The sequence below is a fragment of the Streptomyces asiaticus genome, assembly GCF_018138715.1.
Taxonomy (GTDB): domain Bacteria; phylum Actinomycetota; class Actinomycetes; order Streptomycetales; family Streptomycetaceae; genus Streptomyces; species Streptomyces asiaticus.
This window is the reverse complement of the sequence record NZ_JAGSHX010000006.1, coordinates 1-19,577: the sequence shown is the minus strand read 5'-3', so window position 1 is coordinate 19,577 and position 19,577 is coordinate 1. Positions and strand designations below refer to the sequence as shown.

At 70.3% G+C, this 19,577-nt stretch carries 1 protein-coding gene; it reads left to right on the top strand.

Annotated features, from left to right (window positions below; all coding sequences use genetic code 11):
• Positions 1-57 precede the first annotated feature (57 nt).
• Complete coding sequence (locus tag KHP12_RS07845; RefSeq protein ID WP_211832165.1) at positions 58-19,188, top strand: non-ribosomal peptide synthase/polyketide synthase; 19,131 nt, start codon at positions 58-60, stop codon at positions 19,186-19,188.
• Positions 19,189-19,577: the final 389 nt, after the last annotated feature.

Below are 19,577 nucleotides of genomic sequence, written 5' to 3'. Positions count from 1 at the left end.
GTCCGTCACAGTCGTTCTCCTTCCTTCGTCGGATGCTCCCGCCCGTAAGGAGTTCTTGTGATCCCCGCGTCGTATGCGCAGCGTCAGATGTGGTTGCTGGACCAGTTGGAAGGCCCGACCGCGCTCTACAACATCCCGCTGGTGCTGCGGATGTCCGGACGGCTGGACGTCGTGGCGCTCCGGGCCGCGCTGGACGATGTCCTGGTCCGGCACGAGAGTCTGCGCACGCGTTTCCCGCAGCTGGCCGGGGAGCCGTACCAGGAGATCCTTCCCCCGGACGAGGCGAGCGTCGACCTGACCCTGGTTCCCACCCCTGCCGACGAGCTGGAATCCGCTATCGCCCGCGCGTCCCTGGACGTTTTCGATCTGGCGGCCGAAATCCCCCTGCGGGCCACACTGCTCACGCCGGTGTCCGGGCAACCGCCGGTGGACCGCGACTCGCTGGTGACCGGTGAGTGTGTGCTGGTGCTGGTGGTGCACCACATCGCGGCCGACGGGTGGTCGGTGGCCCCGCTGTGGCGGGACCTTTCAGAGGCGTATGCGGCGCGGTGCGCCGGACGTGAGCCGGGCTGGGAGCCGTTGCCGGTGCAGTACGCCGACTACAGCCTGTGGCAGCAGGAGTTGCTGGGTGAGGCACACGACCCGGACAGTGTGCGGGCCGGACAGCTCGCATACTGGCGGCAGGCCCTGGCCGGGGCGCCGGAGGAACTGGCCCTGCCGGTGGACCGGCCGCGGCCCGCGACAGCCGATCACGACGGCGGACTGGTGCGGCTCGACCTGCCGGCCGAACTGCACGCCGAGTTGGCGGAGCTGGCGGCTCGGCAGGATGTGACGATGTTCATGGTGTGGCAGGCCGCGGTGGCGGTGCTGCTGTCCAAGCTGGGCGCGGGGGAGGACATCCCGATCGGCAGCCCGGTCGCCGGGCGGACCGAACAGGAACTGGAGGATCTGGTCGGGTTCTTCGTGAACACGCTGGTGGTGCGCACCGACCTGTCCGGTGCCCCGACCTTCGCCGAGGTACTGGGGCGGGTGCGGCAGGCAGCCCTGGGCGCACTGGACCACCAGGATCTGCCGTTCGAGCGGCTGGTGGAGGAGCTGGCCCCGGTCCGCTCGGTGGGCCGGCATCCGCTGTTCCAGGTCAACGTCACGCTCCACAACACCCCCGAGGGGACGCTGGACCTGCCGGGCCTGACGGTCCAGGTCCGCCCCGGCGAGATACCCCTGGCCAAGTTCGACCTGGACTTCCAGGTGATGGAACGATTCGACAGCCAGGGCCGGCCGGCCGGTATGGAGGCCGTGCTCATCTATGCCGCCGCCCTGTTCGACCAGGCCACGGCCGAAGGCTTCGTCACCCGCCTCGTCCGCGTCCTGTGCGAGCTCGTCGCCGATCCCGACATCGGGCTGGACCGTGTCGAGGTGGTGGACGCCGACGAACGCCGGCGGACGCTGGTCGAGTGGAATGACACCGCGCGCCCGGTGGCGGCCGCGACGGTGCCGGAGCTGTTCAGCGCGCGGGCCGCTCGCACTCCTGAGGCCGTGGCGGTGGCATCGGGCGAGGAACGGGTCTCGTACGCCGAACTGGAGGCGGAGTCAAACCGGTTGGCCCGGTACCTGATCGCGCATGGTGTGGGTCCGGAGTCGCTGGTGGCGGTGGCGATGGACCGCTCGCCCGAGCTGGTCACGGCGCTGCTGGCGGTGATGAAGGCGGGTGGTGCGTATCTGCCGGTCGACCCGGAATATCCGTCCGAGCGCATCACCTCGATGGTGGCGGACGCGGCCCCGGTCGCGTTGCTGACGACTGCCGCGGTCGCCGGTCGCCTGGGCCGGGAAGGACCACATGCCGGACCGTCCGTGCCGCGGTGGGTCGTGCTGGATGATCCGGCGGTGCGGGCCGCGGTGGCGGGGCACGACGCACACGCCCTGGTCCAGGCTGACCGAGGCGCCCCACTCCGGCCCGAACACCCGGCCTATGTGATCTATACCTCTGGATCGACCGGTGCTCCCAAGGGTGTTTCTGTCGCTCATACGAATGTGGTGGCCCTTTTGCAGGGGGCGGGGGAGCGGTTCGGCTTCGACAGCGGGGACGTGTGGACCTGGTTCCATTCCTTTGCGTTCGACTTCTCGGTGTGGGAGCTGTGGGGCGCGTTGCTGCACGGCGGGCGCCTGGTGGTGGTTCCGTTCGACATCTCGCGCTCTCCCGGGGAGTTCCTGCGCATGCTGGCGCGGGAGCGGGTGACGGTGCTCAGCCAGACTCCTTCGGCGTTCTACCAGCTCGTGCAGGCCGACGGGCAGCATGCCGAGGTGGGTGCCGAGCTGGCGCTGCGGTTGGTGGTGTTCGGCGGTGAGGCGCTTGATCTCCGCCGGTTGCGGGAGTGGTACGCCCGGCACCGGGGTGAGGCGCCGATGCTGGTGAACATGTACGGCATCACCGAGACCACCGTGCATGTCAGCCACCTCCGGCTCGACGCGGCCATGGCGGACGAGGAACACCCGGGCAGTCTCATCGGGTACCCGCTGGACAACACTCGGGTGTACGTCCTCGACGACTTCCTCAATCCGGTGCCGGTGGGCGTGGCTGGTGAGCTGTACGTGGCCGGCGCCGGGCTGGCCCGGGGTTACCTGCACCGTCCGGGCCTGACCGCCGAGCGGTTCGCGGCCTGCCCGTTTGAGGGTGCTGGTGGCCGGATGTACCGGACCGGGGACCTGGTGCGCTGGACCAGCGGCGGGCGGCTGGAGTTCGTGGGACGGGCGGATGACCAGGTCAAGGTCCGCGGGTTCCGGATCGAGCCGGGTGAGGTGGAAGCCGTGCTGCTCGCCCACGAACGGGTGGGGCAGACCGCGGTGGTGGTCCGTGAGGATCAGCCCGATGACAAGCGTCTGGTGGCGTACGTGGTTCCGGCGAGCGGCGAATCCGCGACCATGAGCGCACTGGCCGGTGAATTGCGCATGTACGCGAGTGAACGCCTGCCCGAGTACATGGTGCCGTCCGCGGTGGTGGTGCTGGACGGCCTGCCGTTGACGGTGAACGGGAAGCTGGACCGGAAGGCGCTGCCGGCGCCTGACACGTCCGTGTCGGCGCACGGGCCGCGTACTCCGCGGGAGGAGATCCTGTGCGAGGAGTTCGCCGCGGTCCTCGGACTGCCGCAGGTGGGCATCGACGACAACTTCTTTGAGCTGGGCGGACACTCGCTGCTCGCGGTGTCGTTGGTCGAACGGTTGCGGCAGCGCGCGCTGACAGTTGACGTGCAGTCGTTGTTCACCGCACCGACGGTGGCCAGTCTGGCCGTGGTGGCCGGTCAGTCCGAGGTCACGGTCCCGCCGAACATGATTCCGGTGGGGGCGGAGGCGATCACACCGGACATGCTGCCGCTGGTCGATCTGACCGGCGAGGAGGTTGCACGGATCGTCGAGCAGGTCCCGGGTGGGGCGGCGAACGTGGCGGACGTATATCCGCTGGCGCCGTTGCAGGAAGGCATCTTCTTCCACCACCTCATGCGGGACAGCGGCAACGACGCATACGTCGTGTCCATCGTGTTGGAGTTTGATTCCCGGGCCCGTCTGGACCGGTACGTGGACGCTTTCCAGACGGTCGTGGACCGGCATGACACATTCCGGACGGTGTTCCTGTGGGAAGGCCTGCGGGAGCCGGTCCAGGTGGTACTCCGCGAAGCCCGTCTCCCTGTTCAGGAAATCACCCTGGACGGCGGAGCCTCCGACGCGGTGCGGGAGTTGCTGGCCGCGAGCGGTTCGGCGATGGATATCGGCCGGCGTCCGTTGCTGCGGATGTGTGTCGCGGCCGAACCGGACGGTGAACGCTGGCGTGGGGTGTTGCAGTTCCACCATCTCGTGCAGGACCACACCGCCCTGGACGTGGTGCTGGACGAGGTGCAGGCGGTCCTGGACGGGCGAGGGGACCAGCTCCCGGTGCCCTTGCCGTTCCGCACGTTCGTGGCGCAGGCACGGATGGGAGTGCCTCAGGCCGAGCACGAGCGGTACTTCGCGGGGTTGCTGGGAGACGTGGCCGAACCGACGGCTCCGTTCGGGCTGGTGGACGTGCATGGGGACGGTACGGCCGTCAGGGAAGCCCGTCTGCCGGTGGACGGGCGGTTGGCGGTGCGGTTGCGGCAGCAGGCCAGCCTGCTGGGAGTGAGCCCCGCGACGGTGTTCCATACCGTGTGGGCCCGCGTCCTGGCGTCGGTGTCCGCCCGCGACGACGTGGTGTTCGGCACCGTGCTGTTCGGACGGATGAACGCCGGAGCGGGTGCCGACCGTGTCCCGGGGCTGTTCATCAATACGCTGCCGGTGCGCGCGCGCACCGGCAGCGGCATCGGTGTGCGGGACGCGATGCGCTCGATGCAGACTCAGCTGGCCGACCTGATCGTGCACGAACACGCCTCCCTGGCCGTCGCCCAGCGGGCCAGCGGCGTCCGCGCCCCGGCTCCGCTGTTCACCGCTCTGCTGAACTACCGGCACTTCTTCAGCGGCGACTGGGTGGCGCCGAAGCCACACGGGACCGAGGTCCTCGGCTCCTGGGACCGGACCAACTACCCCCTGGTCGTGTCCGTGGACGACAGCGACTACGACTTCGCCTTCGGGGTGCAGGTGACCGGGGCGATCGACCCGGAGCTGATCACCCGCCTGCTGCACACCACCACCGAAAACCTGATCAGCGCACTGGAACAGCGTCCGGACACCCCACTCGAGCACATCGACGTCCTCCCCGCGGCCGAGCGGCGGCGGATCCTGACGGAGTGGAACGACACCGCCCGCCCGGTGCCCAGCACCACACTGGCGGACATGTTCACCGCCCAGGCCACCCGCACCCCCGACGCCGACGCTCTGGCCTACGAAGACGTGCGGCTGTCCTACGCCGAGCTGGAGGCGCGTTCCAACCGCCTCGCCCGGTATCTGATCACGCGCGGAGTGGGGCCGGAGTCCCTGGTCGCGGTGGTGATGGATCGCTCGCCCGACCTGATCACCGCGCTGCTGGCGGTGGTGAAGGCCGGTGGTGCCTACCTTCCCGTCGACCCCGGCCAGCCGGCCGAGCGCGTCGCCTTCATGTGCGCCGACGCCACCCCGGTCGCCTTGCTCACCACCACGGCGATCGCCGGCCGACTGCGTGAGCCCGACGCGGACGGGCACGGGCCGGAGACCGGCCCGCAGTGGATCTCGCTGGACGACCCGGTGGTCCGGGCGACGGTGGCCGGCCAGGACGCGCGCGCACTCTCCCAGGCCGACCGGATCGCCCCCCTGCGTCCGGACCACGCCGCCTATGTGATCTACACCTCCGGCTCCACCGGGACACCCAAGGGTGTCGTGGTACCGCACGCGAACGCCGTGAACCTCATGGCCGACCGCTGGCCGGACCTGGACTCCGACAGTCGGCTGTTGCAGTTCGCGTCGATCGGCTTCGACGTCGCGACCTGGGAGATCATGATGGCGTTCGCCGCGGGGGCATGCCTGGTGGTGGCGCCGGCCGAGCAACTGCTGCCCGGAGCCGGGCTGACCGGTGTGGTGGCCCGGCACGCCGTCACGCACATGCAGCTCCCGCCCACGGTCCTCGGCATGGTCGAGACCGTGGCCGAACTGGCGTCCGTGCGGACGCTGCTGGTCGCGGGTGAGGCACTGGGCTCCGAACTCGTCGACCGGTGGGGCGCCGACCGCTGGTTCGGCAACGCGTACGGACCGACCGAGATCACCGTGATCGCGGCCTCCGCGGGCCCGCTGCGCCCCGGTGACCTGCCGTGCATCGGCCGGCCGCTGCCCAATACCGGCGTCTATGTCCTCGATGAACACCTCGCGCCCGTACCGGTGGGGGTGGTCGGCGACCTCTACGTCTCCGGCGCAGGTGTCGCCCGGGGTTACCTGAACCGCCCAGGGCTCACCGCCGAGCGGTTCGTGGCCGATCCGTTCCGCGGGGCGGCTGGGCCCCTCTCCTCCGGCCCGGCGGCCGGGAGCCACTCGCAGCCCGATGGCGGGCAGGCAGGGCGCATGTACCGCACCGGCGACAAGGTGCGCTGGACCGCCGACGGCCAGCTCCTTTACATCGGCCGTGCCGACGACCAGGTGAAGATCCGCGGTTTCCGGATCGAGCCGGGTGAGGTCGAGGCGGTGCTGGCCGGGCACGAGCGGGTGGCGCAGGCTGTGGTCATCGTCCGTGAGGACACTCCCGGTGACAAGCGTCTGACGGCCTACCTCGTCCCCGCCGGTGACCCCGGCACGGCCGCCGGTGAAGGGCTGGAGTCGGCAGTGCGCGGGTACCTCGCGGGCAGGCTGCCGGAGTACATGGTGCCGTCGGCGATCGTGGTGCTGGAGCGGCTGCCACTGATGGTGAACGGCAAGCTCGACCGGGCCGCCCTCCCGGTGCCGGACTACGCCTCCGACGCGGGACGGAGGCCCGTCACCATGCGCGAGGAGCTCCTGTGCTCGCTCTTCGCACAGGTGCTGGGCCTGTCCCGGGTCGGGGTCGAGGACGACTTCTTCTCCCTTGGCGGGCATTCACTGCTCGCGGTGCGGCTGGTCAGCAGGATCCGCGCGGTCTTCGGTGCGGAGGTGCCGGTGCGGGCGCTGTTCGAGACGCCGACCGTGGCCGGCCTGACCGTACGGCTGGAGCGGGCCGGTGGCGATGAAGCGCGGCCCGCGGTGGTGGCCGGACCACGTCCGCCGGTGTTGCCGCTGTCTTACGCTCAGCGCCGGTTGTGGTTCCTGGATCGTCTCGAAGGCGCGAGCGCGCTGTACAACGTTCCGCTGGTGCTGCGGTTGTCCGGGCGGCTGGACGTCCCCGCGCTGCGGGCGGCGCTGGCCGATGTGGTGGCGCGGCACGAGAGTCTGCGGACGCGCTTTCCGGAGGTGGAGGGGGAGCCGTACCAGGAGATCGTGCCTGTCGCCGAGGCGAGTGTCGCCCTGCCACTGATCCCGGTCGCCGCCGCTGACGAGCTGGCGGAGCGGATCGACCAGGCGTCCTCCCATGCCTTCGACGCGGCGGCCGAACTGCCCGTGCGGGCCACCCTGTTCGCGCTCGACTGGGACCAGCAGCCGCCGCCGGAGGACGGCCTGGTGGTGACGGGTGAGTCCGTGCTGGTGCTGGTCGTGCACCACATCGCGGCCGACGGCTGGTCGATGGGGCTGCTGTGGCGGGATCTGTCGGTGGCGTACGCGGCGCGCTGTGCGGGGAGCGCGCCGGGCTGGGAGCCGTTGCCTGCGCAGTACGCGGACTACACGCTGTGGCAGCGGAAGGTGCTGGGTGAGGCGGACGATCCGGACAGCGTGCTGGCCGGCCAGCTGGCGTACTGGCGGAAGGCGCTGGCCGGGGCACCGGAGGAACTGGCTTTGCCGGTGGACCGGCCGCGACCTGTGGAGGCCGGTCACCAGGGTGGGCTGTCCAGCTTCCGGATGCCTGCGGAACTGCATACGGAGCTGGCGGAGCTGGCCCGTGCCGAGGGCGTGACGATGTTCATGGTGTGGCAGGCCGCGGTGGCGGTGCTGCTCTCCAGGCTGGGCGCGGGGGAGGACATCCCCATCGGCAGCCCGGTGGCCGGGCGCAATGATCAAGCCCTGGAGGATCTGGCCGGGTTCTTCGTGAACACGTTGGTGATACGCACCGACCTGTCCGGTGACCCGACCTTCGCCGAGGTGCTGGGGCGGGTGCGGCGGTCCGCTCTGGACGCGCTGGAGCACCAGGAGGTGCCGTTCGAGCGGCTGGTGGAGGAGCTGGCCCCGGCCCGTTCCCTGGCCAGGCACCCGCTGTTCCAGGTCGCCCTGACGCTGCACAACGTCCCGGACGTGGCGCTCGACCTGCCCGGGGTCGAGGTTGGCGTCATGCCGTCCGGGGCACAGGGCGCCAAGTTCGACCTGGACCTCGAGGTCATCGAGCGTTTCGACGCGCTGGGTCTGCCGGCCGGTCTGGACGGCGGCATCACGTATGCCACCGATCTGTTCGACCAGGCCACGGTGGACATGCTCATCACCCGGCTGATCCGGGTCCTGCGGGCGGTGGCCGATGACCCCCGTCGGCCCATCCGTGGAATCGACCTGCTGGATGCCGCGGAGCGAAAGCAGATCCTGACAGAGTGGAATGACGCGGCGACTCCGGCACCCGGTGGGGAGCGCGTACCGATCGCGTATGCGTCGGCCGACACGCGTGTCTACGTCCTGGACGCCCTTCTCGAACCGGTGCCGCCGGGGGTGGCCGGTGAGCTGTATGTAGCGGGTGCCGGGCTCGCCCGTGCGGAACGGTACCGTCCGGGTCCGGTCGCCGAGCAGATCGTGGCCTGCCCGTTTGAGGAACCTGGTGCACGGATGTACCGCACCGGGGACGTGGTGCGGTGGAACCGCGCCGGTCAGCTGGAACTCGTGCGCCGGGCGGCGGAGCAGGCGGAACCCGCCTCCGCCGCCCTGCCTGCCCCTGAGTCCCGATCCGGCACGGCGCCGGGAAGGCGACCGGCCACGGTGCGCGAGGACCTTCTGCGCCAGGTCTTCGCCCAGGTGCTGGGCGTGCCGCAGGTCGGGGTCGACGACAGTTTCTTCGAACTGGGCGGACATTCGCTCCAAGCGGTGCGGCTGGCCAGCCGGATCCGCACCGTGCTGGGGGTCGAACTGCCCGTCCGCGCCCTTTTCGAGGCGCCGACCGTGGCCGGTCTGGCGGCGCGGCTGGAGCGGGCCGGTGGTGTGCCGGCGCGGTCGGCGGTGGTGGCCGGGCCGCGTCCGGAGGTGCTGCCGCTCTCCTACGCCCAGCGGCGGTTGTGGTTCGTGGACCGGCTCGAGGGCGCGAGCGCCTTGTACAACGTTCCGCTGGTGTTGCGGTTGTCGGGACGGTTGGACATCTCGGCGCTGCGGGCGGCGTTGGGCGATGTGGTGGCCCGGCACGAGAGTCTGCGGACGCGCTTCCCGCAGGTGGAGGGGGAGCCGTACCAGGAGATCGTGTCCGTCGCCGAGGCGGGTGTGGATCTGCCGGTGGTCACGGTCGCCGCCGACGAGCTGGAGGCGCGGATCGACCGGGCGTGCTCGCACGCCTTCGACCTCGCGGGCGAGCCGCCTCTGCGCGCCACGCTGTTCACCTCTGCCGCCGGTCCGTCGCCGACCGATGCCGGGGCGGTGGTGACGGGTGAGTCCGTGCTGGTGGTGGTCGTGCACCACATCGCGGGCGACGGCTGGTCGATGGGGCTGCTGTGGCGGGATCTGTCGGTGGCGTACGCGGCGCGCTGTGCCGGGCGTGCGCCGGGCTGGGAGCCGCTGCCGGTGCAGTACGCGGACTACGCGCTGTGGCAGCAGGGGATGCTCGGCGATCCGGCGGATCCGGAGAGTGTGCTGGCCGGTCAGGTGGCTTATTGGAAGGCCGAGCTGCGAGGCGTGCCGGAGGAGTTGGAGCTTCCGGTGGACCGGCGGCGGCCCGCGGTGGCCAGTCACCGGGGCGGCTGGGCGGCGTTCGACGTTCCACCGGAACTCCATGCCGACCTGGCGGAGCTGGCTCGTGCCGAGGGCGTGACGATGTTCATGGTGTGGCAGGCCGCCCTGGCGGTGCTGCTGTCCAAGCTGGGCGCGGGTAAGGACATCCCGATCGGCACCGCGATCGCCGGACGGACCGACCAGGCCGTGGAGGACCTGGTCGGGTTGTTCATGAACATGCTGGTGATACGCACCGACCTGTCCGGTGACCCGAGCTTCGCCGAGGTGCTGGGGCGGGTGCGGCAGAGGGCGCTGGGCGCGCTGGAGCACCAGGAGGTGCCGTTCGAGCGGCTGGTGGAGGAGTTGGCCCCGGCCCGCTCACTGTCCAGGCACCCGCTGTTCCAGGTCACCATGACGGTGCAGAACGTCCCCCAGGCGACGATCGACCTGCCGGGCCTGGACGTCGAAGCCCACCCGGGCGAGACCACCATGGCCAAGCTCGACCTCGACTTCCAAGTCGTCGAGCGGTTCGACGGACAGGGGCGGCCCGACGGCCTGCTCGGCGGGCTCACGTACGCCACCGACCTGTTCGACCAGGCCACGGCTGAGACGCTGGTCACCCGGCTGATCCGCCTCCTGAAGACCGTCACCGCCGGCCCTGCCCGTCCCATCAGCCGCCTGGACCTGCTGGACCCCGCCGAGCGGCGGCAACTGCTGACGGAATGGAACGGCGACCGCCGCCCGGCCGCCGTCACGGTGCCGGCGTTGTTCACCTCGCACGCCACCCGTGCCCCTGAGGCGATTGCCTTGGCGTCTGGCGAGGAACGGGTCTCGTACGGCGAACTGGAGGCCCGGTCCAATCGTCTCGCCCGGCATCTGATCGACCGTGGGGTGGCCCCCGAGTCCCTTGTCGGAGTGGTCATGGACCGGTCGATCGACCTCGTGACCGCTCTGCTGGCGGTGATGAAGGCCGGCGGCGTGTATGTGCCCGTCGATCCCGGCCAGCCGGCCCAGCGCATCGGGCAGGTGCTGCTCCAGGCCGGCGTCGATGTGTGCCTGGTCGACCAGGTGTACGCGCCGACCGTGCGGGAGCACGCCCGCACGGTGGTCGTGGCCGACGCGGACGAGGCGGAGGCCGCGTGGGCCGATGCGCCGGACGCGGCCGTACCGGTGCGGGTCATGCCCGACCAGTTGGCGTACGTGATGTTCACCTCCGGATCGACGGGCGAGCCCAAGGGCATCGCGACCACCCACCGGGACGTGGTGGAACTTGCCGGTGACCGCTGCTGGCACTTCCCCGGGCAGGCCCGGGGCCTGTTCGCCGCGCCGCACACCTTCGACGGCTCCACCCTCGAACTGTGGGTACGGCTGTTGACCGGCGGACAGGTGGTCGTCGCCCCCAGGGGCCGGATCGACGCGGCGCTGCTCAGGTCGCTGGTCGGCGACCACGGGCTGACCCACGTCCAGCTGACCGCGGGTCTGTTCCGGGTGATCGCCGAGGAGGACCCCACCGCCTTCGCCGGGCTGCACGAGGTGTTCACCGGCGCGGACGTGGTCCCCACCGCGGCGGTACGGCAGGTGCTGGAGGCCGTGCCCTCGATCACGGTCCGCAACACCTACGGTCCGACCGAGGTGACCGTCATCGGTACCCAGATCCCGATTCAGGATCCCAAGGCGATCGGGGATGTCGTGCCGGTCGGGTATCCGCTGGACAACACGCGGATGTACGTGCTCGACGAATTCCTCAACCCCGTGCCGGCGGGGGTGGCCGGTGAGCTGTACATCGCCGGCGCCGGGCTGGCCCGGGGCTATCTGAACCGTCCGGGGCTGACCGGTGAGCGGTTCGTGGCCTGCCTGTTCGAAGGCGGCGGCGGGCGCATGTACCGGACGGGTGACGTGGTGCGCTGGAACCGTGCCGGTCAGTTGGAGTTCGTGAGCCGGGCGGACGACCAGGTGAAGATCCGTGGCTTCCGCGTCGAACCGGGTGAGGTCGAGGGGGTGCTGGCCCAGCACGAGCAGGTGGCCCAGGCGGTCGTCATCGCCCGCGAGGACACCCCCGGTGACAAGTACCTCGCCGCCTATGTCGTCCTCACCCACGGCGAGGCGGACGCGGGATTCGGCGCGGTCGCACGGGATTTCACGGCGAGTCGGCTGCCGCAGTACATGGTGCCGTCGGTGGTGGTGCTGGAGCGGCTGCCGCTGACGGTGAACGGCAAGGTCGACCGTGCCGCGCTGCCCGCGCCGCACCACGCGTCCGGCACGGGACCGGGCAGGCGGCCGGCCACCGTGTACGAGGAGATTTTGTGCTCGGTGTTCGCCCAGGTACTCGACGTGCCCCGGGTCGCTGTGGAGGACGACTTCTTCGCGCTGGGCGGGCATTCGCTGCTGGCCGTGCGGTTGGTCAGCCGGATCCGGGCAGTCATGGGCCTGGAGGTTCCGGTCCCGGCGGTGTTCGAGGCGCCGACCGTGGCCGGTCTGGCGGCGCGGCTGGAGCGGGCCGGTGGTGTGCCGGCGCGGTCGGCGGTGGTGGCCGGGCCGCGTCCGGGGGTGCTGCCGCTCTCCTATGCCCAGCGGCGGTTGTGGTTCGTGGACCGGCTCGAGGGCGCGAGCGCCTTGTACAACATTCCGCTGGCGTTGCGGTTGTCGGGACGGTTGGACATCTCGGCGCTGCGGGCGGCGTTGGGCGATGTGGTGGCGCGGCACGAGAGTCTGCGGACGCGCTTTCCGCAGGTGGAGGGGGAGCCGTACCAGGAGATCGTGTCCGTCGCCGAGGCTGGTGTGGATCTGCCGGTGGTCACGGTCGCCGCCGACGAGCTGGAGGCGCGGATCGACCGGGCGTGCTCGCACGTCTTCGACCTCGCGAGCGAGCCGCCTCTGCGCGCCACGCTGTTCACCTCGGGCACTGACCAGCCGTCACCCGATGCCGGGTCGGTGGTCACAGGCGACTGGGCGCTGGTGCTGGTCGTCCACCACATCGCGGGCGACGGCTGGTCCATGGGGTCGCTGCTGCGGGACCTGTCGGCCGCCTACGCAGCCCGCCGCGCCGGGCGTGCGCCGGGCTGGGAGCCGCTGCCGGTGCAGTACGCGGACTACGCGCTGTGGCAGCAGGGGATGCTCGGCGATCCGGCGGATCCGGGCAGTGTGCTGGCCGGTCAGGTGGCTTATTGGAAGGCCGAGCTGCGAGGCGTGCCGGCGGAGTTGGAGCTTCCGGTGGACCGGCGGCGGCCCGCGGTGGCCAGTCACCGAGGCGGCTGGGTGCCGCTGACCCTGCGGGCCGACCTGCACGCCCAGTTGGCGGAACTGGCGGCCCGGCAGGGTGTGACGATGTTCATGGTGTGGCAGGCCGCCCTGGCGGTGCTGCTGTCGAAGCTGGGCGCGGGGGAGGACATCCCGATCGGCAGCCCGGTCGCCGGGCGGAACGATCAGGCGGTGGAGGACCTGGTCGGGTTCTTCGTGAACACGCTGGTGGTGCGCACCGACCTGTCCGGTGAGCCGAGCTTCGCCGAGGTGCTGGGGCGGGTGCGGCAGAGGGCGCTGGGTGCGCTGGAGCACCAGGAGGTGCCGTTCGAGCGGCTGGTGGAGGAGCTGGCCCCGGTCCGCTCACTGGCCAGGCACCCGCTGTTCCAGGTCATGCTGGCGGTGCAGAACGTTCCCCAGGCGACGATCGACCTGCCGGGCTTGGACGTCGAGGCCCGGCCCTCCGAGGTCTCCATGGCCAAGTTCGATCTCGACTTCCACGTCGAAGAGCGCTTTGACGACCAGGGTCGGCCGGCCGGTCTGAACGGCGGGATCACCTACGCCTCCGATCTCTTCGACCGGGCCACGGCCGAGACGCTCGCCACCCGGCTGGTCCACATCCTGCGCACGGCCGCGGCCGACCCCCACCGGTCCCTTCACGGAATCGACCCGCTCGACGCCGACGAGCGGCGGCGGATCCTGACCGAGTGGAACGACACGGCGCGTCCGGAACCCGCGGCCACCGTGCCCGAGCTGTTCGGCGCGCAGGCCGCCCGCACCCCCGACGCCGTCGCGCTGGTCCGCGGCGACGAGCGGATGACGTATGCGCAGCTCGACGCGGAATCCAACCGCATCGCCCGGCACCTGATCGCCCACGGGGTACGCCCCGAGTCCGTGGTCGCGGTGGTGATGGACCGCTCGCCCCAGAGGGTCGCCGTGCTGCTGGCGGTGCTGAAGGCCGGGGGCGCCTATCTGCCGATCGACCCGTCGTACCCCATCGGTCGCATCGGTCTCATGGTGGCCGACGCGGCGCCGGTCGCCCTGGTCACCACCGCGTCCTTCGCCGGCCGACTCGACCAGTCCGACTCGGGCCCCCTCGACCCGGAGCCAGGCCCGGACCGGATCACGCTGGACGATCCGGCGGTGCGGGCGGCGGTGGCCGGCGAGGACGACGGCCCGCTCACCCGGCTGGACCGTGCCGCACCGCCGCGTCCTGACCAGGCCGCCTATGTCATCTACACCTCGGGCTCCACCGGCGCCCCCAAGGGAGTCACGGTCACCCACCGGGGGATCGACCGCCTCGTGCGTCCGGCCGGGTACGCCGATGTACGTCCCGGTGACGTCGTGGCGCACCTCGCCTCGGTGTCGTTCGACTGCACCACCTTCGAGATGTGGATCGCCCTGGTCAACGGGGCGACACTCGCGGTCGGACCGGCCGGGACGCTGTCCGTGGCCGACCTCCGGCATTTCTTGACCAGCCATCAGGTCACCATCGCCGTGCTGCCCACGGGCCTGCTGCACCAGGTGGTGGACATCGACGTCGCGGCAGTGAAAGGCGTTCGGAGCCTTCTCACGGGCGGGGATGTACTGTCGGCACCCCACTGCCGGACCGTTCTCGATTCCCTGCCGGGCACCCGGCTCATCAACGGGTACGGCCCCACGGAGAGCACCACCTACACCCACACCCACCCGGTCACCGAGGTCGATGTCAGCGGCGGGGACGACGTCCCCATCGGACGCCCGTTGGCGGACACCCGGGCGTACGTCCTGGACGAGCGGTTGGCTCCGGTGCCGGTGGGGGTGGCGGGGGAGCTGTATGTGGCGGGTGCGGGGCTGGCCCGGGGGTATGTGAACCGTCCGGGACTGACCGCGGACCGGTTTGTGGCGTGTCCGTTCGAGGGGGCGGGTGCGCGGATGTATCGGACCGGGGATGTGGTGCGCTGGAACCGGGCTGGGGTGTTGGAGTTCGTGGGGCGTGCCGACGATCAGGTGAAGATCCGGGGTTTCCGGGTGGAGCCGGGTGAGATCGAGGCGGTGTTGGCCGGCCACGAAGACGTCGCGCAGGCTGTCGTCGTCGCCCACGGGGAGGGCGCTGCCGACAAGCGCCTGGCTGCCTACGTGGCCCCTGCTTCTGGTGTGGCGGATGAGAGCTTGGCGGGCGCGTTGCAGGGCCATGTGGCCGACAGGTTGCCGGAGCACATGGTGCCGTCGACGGTGATGGTGCTGGAGCGGCTGCCGCTGACGGCGAACGGCAAGGTGGACCGGGCTGCCCTGCCGGAGCCGGACTTCGCGGCTGTGGCGGGCACGGGGCGTGGCCCCTCCGATCTGCGTGAGGAGTTGTTGTGTGGGGTCTTCGCGCAGGTGCTGGGTGTGGAGCGGGTGGGGGTGGACGATGACTTCTTCGCCCTGGGCGGGCACTCGCTGCTGGCGATGCGGCTGGTGAGCCGGATCCGCGCGGTGCTGGGTGTGGAGCTGCCGGTCCGGGCGGTGTTCGAGACACCGACGGCGGGGGAGTTGGCCCGACGGCTGGGTAAGCCGAGTGGTGCGGCCGTGCGGGCGACGGTGGTGGCGGGTGCACGTCCCGAAATGGTGCCGTTGTCGTTCGCGCAGCGCCGGTTGTGGTTCCTGGACCGCTTGCAGGGCCCGAACTCCACCTACAATATTTCCCTCGCGCCGCGGTTGTCGGGGCGGTTGGACGTGGCGGCGTTGCGGGCGGCGTTGGGGGATGTGGTCGCGCGGCACGAGAGTCTGCGGACGTGCTTCTCCCAGGTGGACGGGGAGCCGTACCAGCGGATCACGCCCGCGGACGAGGTTGTGGTAGATCTGCCCCTCACCACCGTCACCGCCGAGCAGCTGCCGATGCGGATCGAGCGGCTCGTCCATCACGCCTTCGACCTCGCCGCCGAACTGCCTATACGAGCCGCACTGTTCGCCACGGTGTCGCAGTCGCCTGCGCAGGGCGAGAACGCCGATGGCGACGAGTGGATTCTCTGCCTCGTCATGCATCACATCGCTGTTGACGGGTGGTCGATGGGACCGTTGTGGCGGGATCTGTCGGTGGCGTATGCGGCGCGGTGTGCGGGATGTGCGCCGGAGTGGGAACCGTTGCCGGTGCAGTACGCGGACTACACGCTCTGGCAGCGAGAACTGCTGGGTGATGCCGGGGATCCGGACAGCGTCATGGCCGGACAGGTGGCGTACTGGAAGGCCGAACTACAAGGCGCACCTGAGGAGTTGGTCCTACCGGTGGACCGCCACCGGCCTCGGGTGCCCAGTCACCGGGGTGGGACGGTTCCCCTGGATGTCTCTGCTGAGTTGCATGAGCGGTTGGCGGGGCTGGCGCGTGAGCAGGGCGTGACGATGTTCATGGTGTGGCACGCCGCGATGGCGGTGTTGTTGTCGCGGTTGGGGGCAGGACAGGACATTCCGATCGGTAGTCCGGTGGCGGGCCGGACGGACGATGCGCTGGAGGATCTGGTCGGGTTCTTTGTGAATACGTTGGTGGTGCGGACGGACGTGTCGGGGGATCCGTCGTTCGCTGAGGTGCTGGGGCGGGTGCGGCGGGCTGCGCTGGGGGCGTTCGAGCATCAGGAGGTGCCGTTCGAGCGGCTGGTGGAGGAGTTGGCTCCGTTCCGTTCGATGGCTCGGCATCCACTCTTTCAGGTGATGCTGGAAGTGCAGAACGTGCCTGAGGCGACGGTGGATCTGCCGGGCGTGGAGGCTGAGGCCGGTCCGGGCGATCTGCCGGTGGCCAAGTTCGATCTGCAGGTCGATGTAGTCGAGCGGTTCGATGGGCAGGGGCGGCCGGCTGGGCTGGTCGGTGAGATCGTGTATGCGTCGGATCTTTTCGACGAGGTGACGGTGCGAGCTTTGGGCGCCCGGTTGGTGCGGCTGCTGGAGGTGGTCGTAGCCGATCCGGATCGGCCTGTGCGCGGTATCGATCTGTTGGATGCCGCCGAGCGGTGGCGAATTGTCGCGGAGTGGAACGACACGGACCGTGCGGTGCCGGTGGCCACGGTGCCGGAGCTGTTCGGCGCGCGGGCCAGGCGCACTCCGGGCGCCGTTGCTGTGGTCTGGGACGGTCAGCAGGTGTCCTACGGGGAATTGGAGGTGGCGTCCAACCGGTTGGCCCGGTATCTGATCGGCCTGGGTGTGGGTCCCGAGTCGTTGGTCGCGGTGGTGATGGACCGGTCGGTGGAGTTGGTTGTGGCGCTGCTGGCGGTGTTGAAGGCCGGTGGTGCGTATGTGCCGGTCGACCCGGAGTATCCGGCTGCCCGTATCGCGGGCACGCTGGCCGATGCCGCCCCGGTGGCCGTGCTGACCGCGGCGGCGATGCGTGACAGACTGGGCGAGGACGGGGCGAGCGGCTGGGAGTGCGCGCCGGAGCCGATCGTGGTGGACGAGCCGTCGGTGCGGGAGGCGGTGTCCGGCCAGGACGCCGGCCCCCTCGCACCGGATGAGCTGGCCGGCCCTCTCACGCCGGATCACCCGGCCTACGCCATCTACACCTCCGGATCCACCGGCACCCCCAAGGGCGTCGTCATCACCCACCGGGATGTGGTCGACTTCGCCGCCGACCAGGGCTGGAAGACGCCCGAACCCCAGCGGGTCCTGATGCGGTCTCCGCACACGTTCGACGCGTCCGTCTACGAGCTGTGGGTGACGCTACTCGGCGGTGAGCAGGTGGTTCTCGCCCCGACGGGCCGCTTCGACGCCGAGCTGCTACGGTCCCTGATCACCGAGCACAGCCTGACCCATGTGCACCTGACTGCCGGACTGTTCCGCGTGATCGCCGAGGAAGACCCCACCGCCTTCGACGGCGTCACCGAGGTGAGCACCGGCGGTGACGTGGTGCCCGCGGGCGCTGTCCGGCGGGTGCTGCGCGCCGTGCCCGGGACAACTGTTCGCAACACCTACGGCCCGACCGAGGCGACGCTGATCGCCACACAGATTCCGCTCACTGACGTTGAGCAGATAGCGGATACCCTCCCGATCGGGCGCCCGTTGGACAATACGCGCCTGTATGTGCTGGACGAGCGGTTGGCTCCGGTGCCGGTGGGGGTGGCGGGGGAGCTGTATGTGGCGGGTGCGGGGCTGGCCCGGGGGTATGTGAATCGTCCGGGCCTGACCGCGGACCGGTTTGTGGCGTGTCCGTTCGAGGGGGCGGGTGCGCGGATGTATCGGACCGGGGATGTGGTGCGCTGGAACCGGGCTGGGGTGTTGGAGTTCGTGGGGCGTGCCGACGATCAGGTGAAGATCCGGGGTTTCCGGGTGGAGCCGGGTGAGATCGAGGCGGTGTTGGCCGGCCACGAAGACGTCGCGCAGGCTGTCGTCGTCGCCCACGGGGAGGGCGCTGCCGACAAGCGCCTGGTCGCCTACGCCGTACCGGAAGCGACCGAGGGAGCGGACGGGACCCGTGCGGCAGCAGATGCCCTCGGTAACGGCGTCGAGACTGATGGCGCTGGAACCCGTCTGGCCGAGGAGCTCCGGATGCTGGTGGCGGCTCGGTTGCCGGAGTACATGGTGCCGTCGGCAGTCGTGCTGCTGGAGCGGCTGCCCTTGACAGTGAACGGCAAGGTGGACCGCGCCGCTCTGCCGGCACCGGACTACGCCTCCGACACGGGCGGGGGCCGTGGCCCGGCGAGCGTGCGCGAGGACGTCCTGAGCGCGGTGTTCGGGCAGGTGCTGGGTGTGGAGCGGGTGGGGGTGGACGATGACTTCTTCGCCCTGGGCGGGCACTCGCTGCTGGCGATGCGGCTGGTGAGCCGGATCCGCGCGGTGCTGGGTGTGGAGCTGCCGGTCCGGGGGGTGTTCGAGACGCCGACGGTCGCCGGCCTGGCTGCGCGGCTGGAACAGGCGGGGTTGCAGGGGAGCCGGGGCATACTGCTTCCCTTGCGCTCCGGCGATGACCACCCGCCCTTCTTCTGTGTGCACGCGGGGCTGGGCCTGGGATGGGAGTACGGCTGGCTGGCCAACCACGTGCCCCCCCGCTACCCGCTCTACGCCATACGACCGCGCGGCCTCGTCGGCGACGAGATCCCGGTACCCGGTTCGCTGGTGGAGATGGCCGCCGACTATGTAACCGAGATGCGCGCCGTCCAGGCCACGGGTCCGTACTACCTGCTCGGCTGGTCCTTCGGCGGCAATGTCGTCCACGAGATGGCCGTTCAACTCCAGGAGGCGGGAGAGGAGGTGGCTGCCCTGGTCATTTTGGACTCCCACCCCGCGGCACGGCTGCCCTCTCAAGAAGAGGACGAGCAACATGCCAAGGACTACGAGCGGATGGTCCAGATACTCACGGGAGAAGAGCACGAGGCCTATCTGGAGATCGTACGGAACAACGAGAACATCGCCCGCGGCCACAAGGAGCGGGAATTCGCAGGCGACGCGTTGTTGATCAGCACGGGGCCTGAGAGGAAGGCGGAATGGTGGCAGCCCTACGTGACCGGCACCGTCCGCGAGCACAAGCTCGACTCAAGCCACTACGACTTGCTGTCGGACCAGGAGTCCGTACGGAAGATATGGGAAGCGATCGCGAAGGAGTTCGGTTTGGCCGGAACCGACTGAATCGCCGGAACGGGAACCGGACTGACACCGTCCAGAATTGCGACCGGTCATACCCACCCCAGCTCAGGGATGCCCTCGACCAGCGCGATGTGCTTCTCCGGCAGCCGCAGCGACCACACACCCCTAGACCCTTCGCGCTGACGCCGGCCTCCATCCGGTGGTTTCGGCGTTTTATCAGCGGTGCCGCCGCCCTGGTGGGAACACCTCACGTCCGGTCCGGCCGTAACTGTGGTGATCGCGGATGTTTCGCCACCACGAGAACGACAGGTTGGGGCCGTGTCCGTTCGTTCTGTACGCCTACGAGGAATGTTGCCATGTGTATTCAAGGCCCTGCCCCAGCGCTGAGTGGCGTCCTCAGCGCGGCCAGGGGGCGATGATGACAGAAGCAC